The sequence below is a fragment of the Terasakiella sp. SH-1 genome (genome assembly GCF_004564135.1).
Classification (GTDB): Bacteria; Pseudomonadota; Alphaproteobacteria; order Rhodospirillales; family Terasakiellaceae; genus Terasakiella.
The window spans coordinates 1,826,466-1,842,500 of the sequence record NZ_CP038255.1; the positions used below are offsets into that span (position 1 = coordinate 1,826,466).

The window sequence follows — 16,035 nt, forward strand, 5'->3', positions numbered from 1 at the left end:
TCTGTCACTGAGAACGTTTCATTTCTTTCAGCTTTTTGAGTTCTTGCATGATTTTGTATTGTTGCTGGAATATCACCTTGTCTTTATTCGCAATAACTTCACGCTCGGTTTCTTCTGCAAGCTGTTTGTGCAAATTTTTTGTTTCTTCAGAGCGCCAATCCGGCCAATCACATTTGCCAGTAATGCTGTTCCGCTCTCGCCATTCATTCTTTACGAATGGACTGGATTTCCTACGACTAGCCGCATACTGCCCCTTCATACAGTTGGGCTGAAAAGCTTGCCAACTATTCTTAACCGAATGTCGCGCTTCTATATGCCTCTCCCACCATGCAAAAAGTTTCAACAAATCGTGAGCTTTCTTCAAGGTCGCAGCTTCGGGATGGGCGTTGATGAAAGCTATCGTCTGAGCATCGTGCAAAGGTTTCAACTCGGCTTCTACCTGATCGAACACTTTTTTGTACTTAGAAAATTCCTCAATCAACTGATCCCGATCTTTAAGCTTGTGCCAAACCCCTACGACATACTGCTTATCAAAGTAGGCATCACTCGCCGCGGTATAAGGCTTGGAGTTAAACACTTGTGCTTGTGCAGTCGCCAAAAAGAAAAAAGAGGAAAACAGAATGGCTGATATTGCAAACAAAACAAACGCTGCCACTGATTGCATTCTAAAAGAAACCATAGACACATATGTGGGTCTTTCGACAGGTTTCAGTGCGGAAGTTGGTTCAAACATCACGGCTGGCATGACAGCATTGTTTATCGGTTTAGGTACATTGTGGATCATGTATACAATTATCCTGATTGCTTTGGGCCGCAGAAATCCTCAAGAGATTGCTCTTGAAATTATATACATAATTATAGCAGGCGCGCTCCTCCAAAGCAACATGGTTTCCCTTGTTTCTCAAGGATTTACAGCAATTATGGACCTCGTCGGAAACGGTGCTTCAATGGTCTTTAAGGCCGCTGTTGGCCCCAGCAATGCTGCGTTAATTTCCGGTGAAGGTGGAATGACCGGACTGGTCTGTTCCACTGAAAAATCTCTAGCGACTGTCTTCGGCATCGCCATGACGATCTTCGACAAGGCAAATGCACTTGACTTGCATTTCTATCTTTACGCGATCCTGCTGGTACTACCTTACATTCTGATCTTTGTTCTCTTTGTATCTAAAACGGTTGTAACCGTCTTCCGTGCCTTGTTCATCGCAACAATCTTCCCTTATCTGGTGATGGCTTTCGGTAGTGGCTTCCTTCGCGCTCAGACAAAGGCAGGGGTCAACACTCTCATAGCTACTTTCCTTGTCTTTATGGCTGCAACGATCAGCGTTGGTTTAACCATCTACGGCGTTAATATACTGGCTACAATGGTTGAGATCGAAGACGAAATCAGCATTCTCAATCCTCAATACTTGACGATCCTCATTCTTGGATGGGCTGGGTCAGCACTCATGACCGAAGGCATCGGCCTTGCCAACTCCATTACAGGTTCCAGCCTTTCAAACACTGCTGCTGGTGTGATGACCGCTGGTGTAATGGGGACGGGTGCGGCAATTGCATCGAAAACAATGTCTCCTGCGAAAATGGCAATGGGCGCGGCTGGCGGTGTCGCTGGTGTGGCGGTATCGGCTGCGGCTCATACCGTCGCCAACCACATGAGCCAGAAAAGCGAAATGTTCGACAAATTACGCGGTGCCTACAACAAGGGCCAGCAATACAACCGCGACCCTTATGCCTACAAACAAAACCAATATAGCTCATACCAAAAAGGCGAATAACAATGAAAACTATTACTCTGCTGATCTTTATCTTTTCACTTGCTGGCTGTGCCGCGTCAGGCCCGGAATTGCCCGTCAATGATGGTGATTCAAGCGACACCATGAAACGCTCGCCCTGCGTCTGTAATGAAGTGCCCTTTAATTCTGAGGGGTACACATGGAAAAGCTAAAGGCAATGTGGGCGGCACTGAAAGAACGTCTAAAGCCAAGCAATGACGAAATCCCGCCAGAAATTCCGCAACATGAACATGATCATAGCCCTGTCATGGAAGCAGACCCGTATAGCTGGGAAGTCTCACACAAACGTGTCGTTTTCCTGTTGCGCCTTGCAGTTGGCGTGATTGTTGTCATGGGGGCAATCATCCTAAACCAAAACGAAACCATGGAAACCATGGCGGAAAGCTATGAGCCGAAAGTGGTTCTACTTCGTGAAATGGAAAAATCCGACAAGCTATATCGTATTGAACCTTTCACCGAAGAAATGGACGGCTTCGAAGCGTTCGTTGAAGGCAAGGCAAAGCGATATGTACGCTTGATGCTTGAAATTGATGAAGTGACCCAAACGGAACGTTTCAAAGAAGCGTTCCGCATGACAGATATGGATTACTACAAGCGTTTCAAGAAAGACCGCATTGACAGCGGAGCGATCCGGTCATTCCTGAATGAAAACGGCGTTCGTTCCATCACTGTGGAAAGTATCGAAAAGATCGACACCAAAGGCCGCGTTTTTAAATACGTAGTGGATTTCATTCAAACCGACAAGTTCCCTGGCAAACGCCCCGATGTGAAAGAGGCCCGTGCATATGTGTCACTGACCACGCGCCCCCAGGAAGTGAGCGAAATTGATAAATACGAAAACCCGTTCGGCGTAACCGTCCTGGACATGGCCCTCAAAGAAAAAAGGAAGAAGTAATGTTTAAGAAAACCCTGCTTGGTGTGGCTCTGTCTTTAGTCGCCCTGGATGCGTCAGCACAAACGGCGTTGCCGCCGATCCCGGAAAGCAAAGTCGAACAGACCAAAGAACACATCAATGGTGACTACGCCCGAATGGATCGCAGAAAACTGGAAGGTGGCGATATTCAATCCGCTTGGGATGAAGCGCAAGACCGAGAAGGTGTGTTTAATCATGAATGGTGTCGAGATTGTACCTATCGCGTCCTGTTACGTGATTACATGGTAACAGCCATTAACTTGCCTAAAGGCGAAACCATCACAGCGGTGGATATTGGCGACCCGGATAATTTCAAACTCCTGCAACGGGACAAAGACACACTGGTTGTCAAACCTATTGGCTTTGGTGGTGACAGCAACTTAATTATCTATGGAGAGAACGACCGGATTTATCCATTCTATGTTCGTGTAGAAGGTACGAACAGCAAGAACATTCCCGATCTTGTTTATAATATCAAAGGCGAAATTCCCAAGGAATTTGAAGTCGCAACAAACGAACAAAACGACAAAACAACAAAAACACAAAACAACATCAAAGAAGATATTTCCGACCTTACCCCCAGTGGGTATATGAAAACCGATGGCGATGACTTCATTCAACATGTGCCTTTCGACCCGGACAAACTTCATGGCTGGGGGCAATACAAGCTTTGGGGTGCTGAAGAACTGCGCCCCAAGACGGTCTATCGTGACGATCACTTTACGTACATCAAGTACAGTAAAGAGCAATGGGCCGCCCTGGAACTGCCGACCGCATATGTGGTGCGCAATGAAATTGACGAATTGGTCAATACACACATTAAAGGCACAACATATATCATCGAAAACACAAGCAAACTGATCACGCTGAAAGCTGACAGCACGTTCCTTTGCATTGAATATCTAGGTGGCGAAGAATGAGTACGATAGCCTGTTCATTCTTCATGACGCTTGGGCTTACATTAAGTGGTGTCTGTGATGACACTAATCCCAAAGTAAAAGCGGTCGATCTGCCTGAAGAAGATCGCACAGTATGGGAATACGAAGCCCCGGCCCCGCCGCCTCCACCTAAAAAAGTGGAGCCGCCGAAACCTCCCGTCATGCCTCCGGTGGTGATTGAAAAAACGATCATCAAAGAAGTGAAGGTTCCCGTTGAACCCAAACCTAAACCGATGAAAGTGAAAAAAGCCCCACCTAAACCGGACCCGGTGCGCGTATGGCTTGAACAAAGAGCCAAACAACGCCCCAGTTTCAACGACACCGACAATCATTTCGTTGAACTGGCATCCCTGAAGGGATCGGCTGGCGGATTGAGTGCGCCGTCACTTAGCAGTGAAAAAGGTCTGAAAACTCCTGCGCCAAAAAGTTACCAAGCGGAGAAAGTAGAATCAGGTGAACCAATCAGTAACAGCCGTATTTTTACAGCGGACCGTTATATGGCCGGATTTCTGGAAGGCGGTATCAATAGTCAGCTTTCTTCCAAAGAAGGTGGCGACATTGTTATTCAAATTTCCCGCCATGTCTTTGGATATGGTACACGCAACATCCTTATTCCAAAAGGTTCACGCCTTTTGTGCAACTACGATAGCCCGGACAGCCTAAATGCCACTCGTGTGGCAATCACCTGTTTCCGTATCCTCCTTGGTGGGGATCAGGAAGGCAAGCGGGTGGAAATCGCACAATTAGAAGCGACAACTCGCGATGCACAAGGCCGTGCGGGAACAACGGGAACGGTCGATAACCATTTCGATGAACAATATGGCACAGCCCTTGGGCTGGCTGGCATCAGCGCTCTTGTGCGCGGTGCCTCGGCATATTTGACCACAAATTCCAGTGGAGAAACCACTACAACCGGAGAAATTGCAGACAGTGCAAGCCAGGAACTTGGCACCCGGTTTGGCGAAATCAGCGCCAGTATTCTTGAGAAGACAACGAGCATTGTTCCAACCATCACTGTTAGCCAGGGCAAACGGGTTTTCATCAAACCACGTAAAGACTGGTACTTAAAGGAAGTGAACTCATGAAATTGAAATATTTATTCCCTGCCCTCTTTGGGTGTTTGATTTCTCTAAGTGTCATGGCACAAACAGCCGGAAACACAGAAGAAAAAAACTTGTCCGAAGAAGTGCCGACCACAGCCCTGGTCGAAATTCTTACGGCCCCTCATCAAATTGTAAATCTGCCCGAACAGGCAGTTCAAATTGATATGTCCCTACTGAACATTCCTTCCGGGGCGAAAGACCTGGCAGAAGGTGTCGTTGCTAAAGGATACGCTCGTTCTGTCGAGGTTGAAGGACAAAAGATTGGGCAAGTTGTCCTGGTCGGTGTTGCCAAAGGTGACAAGTCGGAACCTTTGGACAGTCAGACATTTTCTGCTCAGTTCGAAATGAATGACGACAATATCAAACCCGATCAACCCATCAAAATCATGGGCGACGGCCAGCAATTGATTGAAGCATTGAAACGGCTTCAGGAAGAACCGCAGGAGGAAGAAACCGAAGAACAACAAACGGTGCAAACACCAGAGCCGGATTCTTCAAGCCAGGGGGAAAACGGCAATGCGCAAGCCGCTGGCTATACATCGCCCGATCCTATTGAGAAGAAAGAAGAAGGAGAAACAGAAGTAAAATACACCACAAACGGCTGTGGTGTACGGGTTGATGAAGGCAAGCTGCAAGCCATTCAGCAGACCATGGCACAAACATACAAAGGCGGTTCATTGGAAAGTGAAAGTGCCTGTATGGATGGCGATACAGTTTTTGCGCTTGAGAAAAGCTATAAAAACTGTGCTGGACAAGACATTGTCGATCTAACGGCTACCCCTCCGACCGCTACGGCGCAATTCCAGTATTACTATGTAAATACTATTCTTGGCTCCAACCAAACACATGGAGAATGCCAGCCAGACCCAGAAATGGTTTTCAACATTGTTGAAAAACACGGGGCTTGTATGATTTCTCTTGATTACACTCCGGGGGCCGAGAAAGCCGTCTTTCAGTCTCAACTTGTTTATATGAACAGCAATAATGTGGAAACACAGGTTCGCGGGTGTGAAGCGTCTGTCGAAAAACCTGCTGTGCTTTTGGTACGCACTACGTCTGGCTGCAACCTTCGCCATGATTTTGGTGGCAACAAGTCTTACCGTCAAGCGGTATGGACGTACCAGGACAACGGCACGACCTATCAAGCGGGTGGATGCCAGGACGATGGCACAGAATATGACCATGTGAAGACATATAAAGATGACGCAGGAAAGTATTTGTGCACGCCTATTCAGAATGGAAATAGTGTAACCCTGCAAGGCATCACCGATTTGATTAACGCCGTCATCGATGACGGAATTGATTTGATCATTACAGAAGATTTATCCAGATTAAGTCGTGACCAGGGAGACATTGCCAATTTCTACAAGAAGGTAACCTTCCTGGGCGCTGTAATTGAGTCTATCGAAGAAGGCGCAATTTCAGAATTACACATTGGCCTTAAAGGTACAATGAACGCCCTTCAATTAAAAATGATCTCTGATAAGACCCGGCGTGGAGGAATTGCATCAGCACAAAGAGGCACATTTCAAGGTGGAAGAAGTTATGGCTACAAAACTGTAAAGAAACTTGAAAATGGCGAACTTGTTCCTGGTCTTCGTGAAATTGACCAAGAAGAAGCCGATATCGTTAAGAAGATATTTGATTTTTTCCTTTCCGGCCAATCTCTGAAGGAAATCTGTGATTACCTCAACAAAAGAGGCATACCTTCACCACGAGGGAAACAATGGCGTGCTTCAGCACTTACCGGGACATATAAGCGACACACTGGGTTATTGCGAAACAGCATGTATATGGGAGAAATGACGTACAATAAGATGCGTTATGTCAAACACCCTTCTACTGGCAAAAAAATAAGCCGCATGAACCCGCCTGAAGAATGGGTTCGTGTACCAGTGCCAGAGCTAGCGATCATTTCGAAGGAAACATTTGAAGAAGCGCAAAAACGAATTGAAATGGTAGCTTTCACGCGAAAATCAAAAAAACCAAAAAATATTGTCCTGGACCCGCAAACAAATTCTGGACGGCCATTTAAATTTGCTCGGTACATTACAAGCGGTGTTACTTTTTGTGGAAGTTGTATAAGCAAGCTCCAGCCGTCACGCGGTGGTGAAATAAAATGCAAAAACCAAAAGTGTCAAAAACGTAATACTCCTTATGCCCGGCTGGATGTTCTAAGAACTGTTGTAAAAGAACATAAACGTTTTACCTGGCAAAAACTTGAATCCTATAATCACTCGCCTGAAGCCGAAAAGATATTGGCGAAAATAGATAAAATGGAAGCCAAGATCAGAGAAGAGAAAGAACGTTCACGCGCTATCATCAATAAAATTTTGAGCGATGTTGTACCTTCTGCTTTGGGAACCGACATGCTGAAAGAAATCAATGATGAAATCCGTACCATCGAAGGCCAGGTGATTGCGCAAAAGCGAAGACTGAAAATCATTGACCGAAAAGAAATGGTATTGATTGCCAAAAAATTCCTAGAAGACATAGACCGCTACTATGAAACGGATAGTGCCGATGCCGCCCGGCGTATTTCAAATTGCACAAATAAGATTATATTGAAAAATGTTCGTACAGTCCGAATTGAATATAACCTGGTCAAGATGGTTGAACTGTACTTGAGTTAAAAAAAAGGGAGGCAAAGCCCCCCCTATTTTTTTTGACATTTAGCCATGTTCCTTAACTGGGAAGCTCTCTGAGCAATGTTTTGAGCCTCACTACCCGTTTTTGCTTTGATCGGGATATCCAGTCGTCCTAAAACCGGGTCTGTTGTCACAATGTTTACGATGTGTGGCACATTGTCCAATTGATAGAAGTTCGCGCCTGGTTCTTTACTCGCCTCATGCACTTCCACAAAACGGATTGTGCAAGGGTCAATGTAATGGCTGGTGTAAGGGATTAATTGCAATTTATCTGAAGGCGAATGACTATGGTTTGTTTGCCCAGCCAGTACGACATTTGATAGAAGGGCAAATACAGAAACCGAAAGGCAGAATAAAAATTTCATCATTGCCGGTTCTCTTCAAAGTTTGCACCAGGCAAATAGAAACAAGCCCATTCACCGTTCATCATTGCAGTCCAGATTGGGTGCATCGCTCCGATCTGATATGTATTTGGCTTGTCATTCATTTTATATAACACATGGCTAACCAAGTGCTCGCCGTTATAGGTGACACCATATAACAACGGCAACATTCCATCACCCAAATGTACTTCTGTTTTGTCATTAACCTGTCTGAAGGAGATTTTCCAGGACCGTGCTTCGGGTCCAGTAGGATAAAGGGCAATATAATGACCATCATCGTGGTCTTTTGCTTCTGGTGCTATTTCCGGTCGGCACGGTCCGTCATTGACCGCAACGCGCGTTTGAAATGCTTCGTTATATTCACTCAATTTAGCCTTGGTTACTGTAGCAACGGCATAATCGGCACTGGCCGGGTTAACCAGGCAGAGGAAAGCAGTAGCACAAAGAGCAGAAGTAAGTTTCTTCATTTCTATTCCTTTGTTTATATTCATCTTGTTCGGCATTATGCGCAAAAGCAGATTGAATATCAAATGACCTTTTCTGCTATAGGCTTACCTAGAACCTGTTGCATGTGTCGCCCATGCAATTTTCTTCAATTCCATAAGCTGTTCTTCTTGCTTACTTAGCTGACGTGAAAGAAGCACATGATTTTCTTGTGTCCTTGTGTGTAACATCATCATCACGTCACGTTGCTGTTTCAATAATGCAGATTGATATTTTGCTTCAACTTTCATGGAGCCAACCTGAAAGCCGATGAAACCAACGATGACACAAGCCAAAGCCACATATGCAGGAACGATGAAATTATTTTTCTTCTCTGGTGCTTCAGTCACAACCGTTTTTTGACGGCGTTTGCTCAAGACCTTTTGAAGTGTTGGAGACATTTTCATTCTGTTTTACCCTTCGTTTTCCACAACCGTTCTTCGGCTTTTTTGATGAATTCCATTTGATCGTTGTGCAGTTGAATACCTTGCTCATACACCATGAAAGCTTCTGTGGCTTTGAAGGTAAAGAAAACGATCACCAGGAAGAACAAACCTTTTATCGATAAACTCATTGTTTCTTTCCTGTCCTAAATAGTGTTTGCAATATCTCGGATTTTACCCAGGCTATTTTCAAGTTTCTTGATTTCAGCCGATAAAATCGCACGATCTTTAACATCGTCAAATGTCGGATACCGTTCTACCTGGTCAATGTGACCTCGGATCATAAAGTTCATGTCGTTTGCCAGATCGGGAAAGCCAGACTGAAGAAAATAGAACATCCGAAGGAAAAGACCATGTGCCAGTGTTATCTTCCGGTCGCCTGTCGCATACTTGCTCAAGGTCGGCTTATCGATCCCGGTTAGATCACTTACACGATCAATCCAACCACTTCTGCCACCTTTCAATTTATCTGCAATAATGATAAATTCTTCCTGTGTCATTATCGGATCAGACATTTCTTTGCTTCTGCCTCCACTTTATTGCCAACTAAAACAAATGAAACAGTTGACAACACAAAACAACAAAACAACGGTTGTTAATTTTTCTTTCTACGATTTACCAGGTCTTCATCGTGAACCGTAATTCCTGCCTCTTTGAACGCATGAAGCATATTGAGGCGTAATGGTTCATCTTCGTCGTAAAAGCTTTTCAATTGCTGCCAGACGTATTTCGGAAACTGAACCGTTTTAGACATATCGGTTCTATCGTCTTTTTGCGTTGCCTTCTTAGACTGAAGATTTGGCATATTATCGCCTTCTTCCTTTAACGCACCTTTGAGTGCATCACCGTCGATTTTCTTCATTTTTTTATTCGTTGCCATAACATCCTCACAAAATCACATTGAAACAAATTAACAATTGAACAAAATCACAAACTAACAATTGTTTCAATTTCTTTTGCAAGTTCTCTGATCAATTCAGCGCCCTTGCTTTTGGGATTTAACACCTCTGGGGATGAACCGGAAAACCGTGCTTCCTTAAAGATCGTCAAGTCTTTGATCTCGGTATCAAAATGCGGAAATTCAAAATCCTTAACTTGCTCTTTTGCAAATTTGTAGGCATTTGAATATTTAGTGCGAGTCAACAAAAGACGGAATGGAATATCACGCTTACCAAGTCGGCTTGCATTTTGAATGATCTTTTTCGTCTTCACTGCCTCAATGATATCATCTTCACTAGGCTGTGCCGGAACAATGACCAGGTCGGCAATACTGGCGGCATAAAGCTGGTGGTTTGATAGGACACCAGCCACATCAATAATTGTTACGTCATAATCAGCCTGAAGGCTCAAGCCCGTGTCAATGATGTTTTCGGCTTCAAGTTCCTGAACCCACTTGATACCATCCACAAGACTTTCATCTTCGGAAATGACTTCTGCATCGATCTTACGCTTGTTGAACCAGTTGGTGATATTGTGGTTAGGATCGCAGTCAACAACGGCTACAGTCTTACCTGCACTTGACCAGTATTCTGCCAAGGAAAACGCTGTTGTTGTTTTCCCTGGACCGCCTTTACCGGATGATAAGGCGATAACAAATCCATCATCTTTTTTCATTTCAATACTTCCGTATAACAAAACAACAAATGTTAATTTGTGACTATTTATCTTTGACCATGGCTTCAAGTTCAAGAACCCGAGCTTCATATTCCGCAATAGCTGCGGTCATGGTTACAGCCATTGCATTCATAGCTTCTGACATGCTGCCTTGGATTGGCTTTCCTGCAATGCAATCGTCCGCAACGGCAAATGCCTTTTTCCTAGAAATCACGCCATTTTTCAAATAGGCCACACCATCCTCGATGCGCACCATGTACAAGCGATGTTCGTCATCGCGGAACACGGCATGGTCGGGAGATTCAACAGAAGACAAAAGAAGAGAACCTTTAACTTCCCTACCTTTTTGATCAAAACACTTCATCTTGAAACCCTTTCATAAATCACAAAACAACAAACTAACAAAATCACAATAACAGAACTAAACAATATAACAAGTGTTATTTTGTTGTTTTGTTTATTTGTTGTTATTAACAAATCTCTTTATCGCCATAATCAGCCGTTCAAACCTTGTTTTCGGATTTGCTCCACATAGACGTTCTAGCGTGTCCTGAATATCTTGATTGTACATTTTGCCCTCTTTAGTTACACCAGACTTTACGTTTCTTCCCGCCTTCATAGGGGACCGCATATCCTGCATTAAGCATGAGTTGTCCAAAGTCTCTTTGATCTGGCAATTTCACTGCCGCAATAATTCGCCCTGGATAAAAGCCCGGTTTGATATCCTGCAATGTGACTTGCATCTTTTTTTTCAGAATGCCTTTTGCAAACCTTGTTGCTTTCTTCCCAGCTAATCTTTCAGCAGGACATTGAACACCGATTTTCGTTTCCGGCGTGTCAATATGCGCAACACGGACACTGGTTTGATGAAATTGGCCGTCTACATTTATCCTGGCTTTGAATGTGTCACCGTCGATCACATACAGAACACGCGCCGGAACATCGGAAAATACCGGGCTTGCAAAGAGAAGGCAGGAAAGAAAAACGGCACACGCCCTGTAAATAATTGATATTCCGCGTTTTTCCGCGTTTTTCAACACCTTACAGACTCCAAACGGTACGTAGCCTGTGATAAAATTCGCCAAATATAGGTGTGTGGCGAGGACTGGTACTCCCCGCCACACATTCCATCCTCCCAATCTTTTCACACACGAAAGGACAGAATTCTTATGTTCGAAGCTGATCAAATCATTTGGTTTATCAAAACCTTCAAAACTGAAAGAGAAATCGTACATCACATACTTGGCGCGATTATTCTCTCGATGATAATCATCGTTCACGTTTTCAGCAGAAAGTATAAAATTATCTATGCTAACACCTTCCGTTACACTGCTTTCTTGATGGGCGTGTTTGCGATAAGTCTTACCGGAAGTATGGCCTTGTATTTTTACGCCTAGCATTTCATTACCCCTCTTTCCGATCTCGGTGATCCAAAATCCGAGAAATCGTTGTTTGAGGGGCAATTGCTGGGGCTGGCTTGGTTGCAACACCGATGAAAAAGCGGCTGGCGCTTGTGTGGATCGCACCGATCCGCTTCATCAACGCCGTTTCGATGGCAATCAATGATCTGAGCTTGTCACCGCGCTTTTCTCCGGTGATATGCCAGTTTGCTTGGGGCAAATCGTCAAAATATTTTTCCCACAGTTCAATGGCGCGAGTTGAAACAGCTTCCCAAGTCCGGGGTAAATCACGATCTGGATCAAGAAACTGGCAAGCTCTGGTCGCCAAATCAAGGAAGTCAGTCACATTCTCAGAGCCTACAGTCAATTTCCGAGGCTGTTTTTTGCGATCTCCCTTTGGAGACAGACTACTTTTTTTGATTTGGGATGATGCTTTTGCCGTTCCATGCGGATTTTCTTTTGAACTTGTTCGGGCAGGGGCTTTGCCCCGGTGCGCCCGAACTCCTTTTGAAACACTACGAGTAATATCTGTAGTATGAGAATTAAAATTCTCTACGGAGTGAGTCTCAACGTTGACACTACCCCCCTCAGAAAAAGAAAGTGCATCATCCGCAGTTAAACGATCCGGCTTTTTTAAAAAATGGTCCTTATAACGAACAAATGAATACTCATTAATTTCGTTGCAAGGCTTACCGTTTTTAAAAGTTTTTACTCTCTTCACCAACAAAACCGCAATTTCTTCAAGCAATTTTACTGCTCTTTGAATGGCACTGCGGGAACAAGGGAGGCGATTAACTAGTTCTGTATAAGAAATCTTGTTTCTATCTTCTTGCCTTACGATAAAGGCTATTCGGTCAAGCACAGTTATTGTTGCAGGACTTAAGTCAGCAATTCTCAACATCTTAGGCAAACGCTCTCGTGCTTCCCCCGCCAATTCCCGCAACTCCTTCAGCTTGTCTTTGTCCCTGGAGCGATTTCGCCAGGTTAATTGTTGACCGTCTTTTACTTTGCCCTCACGTTCCAAAACTTCACGACGTATCAATTGCTCTGCGCGGAGGTTTTCACGCGGTGTATTTAGAAGCTGTTGATCTGTTTCATCCGTATGAACAACCAGGGCATCAAATAAGTTTTGCTGCGACCGTTTCGTTTGCCTTTGGTGTTTTTCAAAATAGAGCTTTCGGCCTGTCCAAAAACTACATCCACGCGGGAAATATCGTTCCAGAAATGTCATCGGTGCCTTGTAAAGCGCATCAACAGAAAGATGATGATATTCCGGTGGTAAAAAGTAGTTGAAAGCCGCCGAAGGCCGCATTTCTCCTGTATATTCAGTCATTTATTCAATGACGGTAAAAGGGCTAAAATCCTTGAAAAACTGTTGACACGGAGGCAACAAACAACGATAATAACAGCAATTAATTTGCTATTAAGTCATGGACGATTTTGTAGCTTCCAAAAGCCCTCGAAGTACCAATTCGAGGGTTTTTTATTTCCCGAATATCAACGCCTGAAAGCGCATAGAAAACCGGGAAGACAACTATATTTCTGTGGAAAAAAGTTTACCGATCACTCCCTGCGCGCCCTTACTATGGGGTTGACAACTATGGGACGTGGTCCCATAGTTGTCGAACTAACTGACAGGAAAGAAAGGTTGGTTGCGGGGGCCAGATTTGAACTGACGACCTTCAGGTTATGAGCCTGACGAGCTACCGGGCTGCTCCACCCCGCGTTGGTATATAAACGCAAAAGCCGTCCATCTGGGCGGCTTTTTTGTAACGATTGTGTTTAGGTTATTATCTGTTCTGTTTGGAAGGCTTGGCAGCGACTTACTCTCCCGCGCCTTAAGACGAAGTACCATCAGCGCAACGTGTTTTCACGGCCGAGTTCGGGATGGGATCGGGTGTTTGCCACGTGCCATAACCACCAAGCCATCCAAAGAGAACAGAGATTATCTTCATTAGCGCTTAAGCGCCGCTCGGCTCCTTCACGTTCGCCCTTAAGTGGGCTTTGTTCCGGCCTGCACACTTGTGCAGGTTGCCTTCTATTATACTTTTAAGTATCTGAGTTGATTAATGCAGTAGATTTTTACTTCTACGCATGATGGTAAGCTATTCAAGCCTATCGAATGATTAGTATCAGTTAGCTTCATGTGTTACCACACTTCCACACCTGACCTATCAACGTGGTAGTCTTCCACGATTCTCAGGGATACCTAGTTTTTAGGGGGTTTCCCGCTTAGATGCTTTCAGCGGTTATCCCTTCCGAACTTAGCTACCCAGCGATGCTGTTGGCACAACAACTGGTACACCAGAGGTTCGTCCACCCCGGTCCTCTCGTACTAGGGGCAGCTCCTATCAAGTATCCTCCACCTACGGCAGATAGGGACCGAACTGTCTCACGACGTTCTAAACCCAGCTCACGTACCACTTTAATTGGCGAACAGCCAAACCCTTGGGACCTGCTCCAGCCCCAGGATGTGATGAGCCGACATCGAGGTGCCAAACACTACCGTCGATGTGAACTCTTGGGTAGTATCAGCCTGTTATCCCCGGCGTACCTTTTATCCGTTGAGCGATGACCCTTCCACGAGGAGTCACCGGATCACTATGACCGACTTTCGTCTCTGTTCGTCTTGTCAGACTCACAGTCAGGCAAGCTTATGCCATTGCACTCTAAAAGCTGATTTCCGACCAGCCTGAGCTTACCATCGTGCGCCTCCGTTACGCTTTGGGAGGCGACCGCCCCAGTCAAACTACCCACCACGCAGGGTCCCGGATCCGGTTTCACGGACCGCGGTTAGACATCAATATTCAAAAGGGTGGTATTTCAAAGGTGGCTCCACAACAACTGGCGTCGCTGCTTCAAAGCCTCCCACCTATTCTACACATTTGAATACTAATGCCACTGCGAAGCTATAGTAAAGGTGCACGGGGTCTTTCCGTCTAACCGCAGGAACTCCGCATCTTCACGGAGAGTTCAATTTCGCTGAGTTGGTGTTGGAGACAGCGGGGAAGTCGTTACGCCATTCGTGCAGGTCGGAACTTACCCGACAAGGAATTTCGCTACCTTAGGACCGTTATAGTTACGGCCGCCGTTTACCGGGGCTTCAATTCATGGCTTGCACCACTCCTTTTAACCTTCCGGCACCGGGCAGGCGTCAGACCCTATACGTCGTCTTGCGACTTCGCAGAGCCCTATGTTTTTAGTAAACAGTCGCCACCCCCAATTTTGTGACACCCATAAAAAGTTGCCTTCATATGGGTCACCCTTATCCCGAAGTTACGGGTGAATTTTGCCGAGTTCCTTCAACACCATTCTCTCAAGCGCCTTGGTATGCTCTACCTGCCCACCTGTGTCGGTTTGGGGTACGGTCTATACGGAGGAGTTATTTCCTGGAACACCATGATTGCACACACAATCCAATAAGCGTGTACAACTACCGGCATTCGTCACTACCTCCAGGTTCAGGAATATTAACCTGATTCCCATCAACTACGACTTTCGTCCTCGTCTTAGGGGCCGACTCACCCTGCGCGGATTAGCCTTGCGCAGGAACCCTTGGGCTTACGGCGACAGTGTTTCTCACACTGTTTATCGCTACTCATGTCAGCATTCTCGCATCTGATACCTCCAGCAATGCTCGCGCATCACCTTCGCAGGCTTACAGATCGCTCCGCTACCACAGTCAAAAGACTGTCCACAGCTTCGGTACACGGCTTGAGCCCCGGTACATCTTCGGCGCAGGACGGCTTAATTAGACCAGTGAGCTGTTACGCTTTCTTTAAAGGGTGGCTGCTTCTAAGCCAACCTCCTGGTTGTTTTGGCCTTCCCACATCCTTTCCCACTTAGCACGTGATTTAGGGACCTTAGCTGGTGGTCTGGGCTGTTTCCCTCTCCACTACGGACCTTAGCACCCGTAGTGTGTCTGCCAGATAGTACTCATCGGTATTCGGAGTTTGGTTCGAGTTGGTAAGGCTCGCGCCCCCCGTCCCGATCCAGTGCTCTACCCCCGATGGTATTCATCTGACGCTCTACCTAAATAGATTTCGCGGAGAACCAGCTATCTCCAGGTTTGATTGGCCTTTCACCCCTAGGCACAAGTCATCCCCGTCTTTTTCAACAGACGTGGGTTCGGTCCTCCAGTGCGTGTTACCGCACCTTCAACCTGCTCATGCCTAGATCACCTGGTTTCGGGTCTAATCCATCGAACTCAGTCGCCCTATTCAGACTCGCTTTCGCTGCGCTTACGCCTATCGGCTTAGGCTTGCTCGATAAATTAACTCGCTGACCCATTATACAAAAGGTACGCCGTCACAGATCAAG

The 16,035-nt window shown here is 45.7% G+C and carries 17 protein-coding genes, 1 tRNA gene and 2 rRNA genes (1 of these 20 cut by a window edge); 6 read left to right on the top strand and 14 right to left on the bottom strand.

The window, feature by feature from the left end; translation table 11 throughout:
• Nucleotides 1-4: 4 nt before the first annotated feature.
• Nucleotides 5-655, bottom strand: a complete 651-nt coding sequence (locus E4K71_RS08445) for a hypothetical protein (RefSeq protein ID WP_135078581.1) — start codon at nucleotides 653-655, stop codon at nucleotides 5-7.
• On the opposite strand from E4K71_RS08445, the gene E4K71_RS08450 reads away from it, so the two are divergent.
• The 6 genes from E4K71_RS08450 to E4K71_RS08470 are packed head-to-tail and all read left to right on the top strand — an operon-like array spanning nucleotide 621 to nucleotide 7,377.
• Complete coding sequence (locus tag E4K71_RS08450; RefSeq protein WP_135078583.1) at nucleotides 621-1,772, top strand: hypothetical protein; 1,152 nt, start codon at nucleotides 621-623, stop codon at nucleotides 1,770-1,772. The genes E4K71_RS08445 and E4K71_RS08450 overlap by 35 nt on opposite strands.
• 2 nt (nucleotides 1,773-1,774) lie before the next feature.
• On the top strand, nucleotides 1,775-1,942 hold the full coding sequence (locus tag E4K71_RS18220) for a hypothetical protein (protein WP_167730386.1): 168 nt from the start codon (nucleotides 1,775-1,777) through the stop codon (nucleotides 1,940-1,942).
• The gene (locus E4K71_RS08455; RefSeq protein WP_135078585.1) at nucleotides 1,930-2,685 is read left to right on the top strand and encodes a VirB8/TrbF family protein; all 756 of its coding nucleotides are present in this window, start codon (nucleotides 1,930-1,932) and stop codon (nucleotides 2,683-2,685) included. The genes E4K71_RS18220 and E4K71_RS08455 overlap by 13 nt, the downstream gene beginning before the upstream one ends.
• Nucleotides 2,685-3,623: a TrbG/VirB9 family P-type conjugative transfer protein gene (locus E4K71_RS08460; protein WP_135078587.1), complete on the top strand. Its 939-nt coding sequence runs from the start codon at nucleotides 2,685-2,687 to the stop codon at nucleotides 3,621-3,623. Before E4K71_RS08455 ends, E4K71_RS08460 begins: the two co-directional genes overlap by 1 nt.
• Nucleotides 3,620-4,726: a TrbI/VirB10 family protein gene (locus E4K71_RS08465; protein WP_135078589.1), complete on the top strand. Its 1,107-nt coding sequence runs from the start codon at nucleotides 3,620-3,622 to the stop codon at nucleotides 4,724-4,726. Before E4K71_RS08460 ends, E4K71_RS08465 begins: the two co-directional genes overlap by 4 nt.
• Nucleotides 4,723-7,377, top strand: coding sequence for a recombinase family protein (locus E4K71_RS08470; RefSeq protein ID WP_135078591.1), 2,655 nt, complete (start codon nucleotides 4,723-4,725; stop codon nucleotides 7,375-7,377). Before E4K71_RS08465 ends, E4K71_RS08470 begins: the two co-directional genes overlap by 4 nt.
• 23 nt (nucleotides 7,378-7,400) lie before the next feature.
• Here E4K71_RS08470 and E4K71_RS08475 read toward each other — a convergent pair whose 3' ends face one another.
• The 13 genes from E4K71_RS08475 to E4K71_RS08530 all read right to left on the bottom strand — a co-directional run.
• Nucleotides 7,401-7,760, bottom strand: a complete 360-nt coding sequence (locus tag E4K71_RS08475) for a hypothetical protein (RefSeq protein WP_135078593.1) — start codon at nucleotides 7,758-7,760, stop codon at nucleotides 7,401-7,403.
• Nucleotides 7,757-8,242, bottom strand: coding sequence for a hypothetical protein (locus E4K71_RS08480; RefSeq protein WP_135078595.1), 486 nt, complete (start codon nucleotides 8,240-8,242; stop codon nucleotides 7,757-7,759). The genes E4K71_RS08475 and E4K71_RS08480 overlap by 4 nt, the downstream gene beginning before the upstream one ends.
• 84 nt (nucleotides 8,243-8,326) lie before the next feature.
• Nucleotides 8,327-8,665 carry a hypothetical protein gene (locus E4K71_RS08485; RefSeq protein ID WP_135078597.1) on the bottom strand — a complete coding sequence of 113 codons (339 nt, stop codon included), beginning with the start codon at nucleotides 8,663-8,665 and terminating at the stop codon, nucleotides 8,327-8,329.
• On the bottom strand, nucleotides 8,662-8,832 hold the full coding sequence (locus E4K71_RS18225) for a hypothetical protein (protein ID WP_167730388.1): 171 nt from the start codon (nucleotides 8,830-8,832) through the stop codon (nucleotides 8,662-8,664). The genes E4K71_RS08485 and E4K71_RS18225 overlap by 4 nt, the downstream gene beginning before the upstream one ends.
• Nucleotides 8,833-8,847: 15 nt before the next feature.
• Nucleotides 8,848-9,216: a hypothetical protein gene (locus tag E4K71_RS08490; RefSeq protein ID WP_135078600.1), complete on the bottom strand. Its 369-nt coding sequence runs from the start codon at nucleotides 9,214-9,216 to the stop codon at nucleotides 8,848-8,850.
• Between the two features lie 80 nt (nucleotides 9,217-9,296).
• Nucleotides 9,297-9,581 (bottom strand): hypothetical protein, encoded by a 285-nt coding sequence (locus E4K71_RS08495; protein ID WP_135078602.1) that lies wholly within the window; start codon nucleotides 9,579-9,581, stop codon nucleotides 9,297-9,299.
• 47 nt (nucleotides 9,582-9,628) lie between these two features.
• The gene (locus tag E4K71_RS08500) at nucleotides 9,629-10,315 is read right to left on the bottom strand and encodes a ParA family protein (protein ID WP_167730390.1); all 687 of its coding nucleotides are present in this window, start codon (nucleotides 10,313-10,315) and stop codon (nucleotides 9,629-9,631) included.
• A 43-nt stretch (nucleotides 10,316-10,358) separates the two neighbouring features.
• Entirely contained in the window at nucleotides 10,359-10,679 is a 321-nt protein-coding gene (locus E4K71_RS08505; protein ID WP_135078606.1) for a hypothetical protein, read from the bottom strand.
• A 217-nt stretch (nucleotides 10,680-10,896) separates the two neighbouring features.
• A complete protein-coding gene (locus tag E4K71_RS08510; protein ID WP_135078608.1) occupies nucleotides 10,897-11,715 on the bottom strand; it encodes a thermonuclease family protein in 819 nt (272 codons plus the stop codon).
• Between the two features lie 4 nt (nucleotides 11,716-11,719).
• Nucleotides 11,720-13,048: an HTH domain-containing protein gene (locus tag E4K71_RS08515; RefSeq protein WP_135078610.1), complete on the bottom strand. Its 1,329-nt coding sequence runs from the start codon at nucleotides 13,046-13,048 to the stop codon at nucleotides 11,720-11,722.
• 316 nt (nucleotides 13,049-13,364) lie between these two features.
• Nucleotides 13,365-13,441, bottom strand: a tRNA-Met gene (locus E4K71_RS08520).
• Nucleotides 13,442-13,525: 84 nt separating this feature from the next.
• Nucleotides 13,526-13,640, bottom strand: a 5S ribosomal RNA gene (gene rrf, locus E4K71_RS08525).
• 180 nt (nucleotides 13,641-13,820) lie between these two features.
• Nucleotides 13,821-16,035, bottom strand: a 23S ribosomal RNA gene (locus E4K71_RS08530) (it continues 527 nt past the right edge of the window).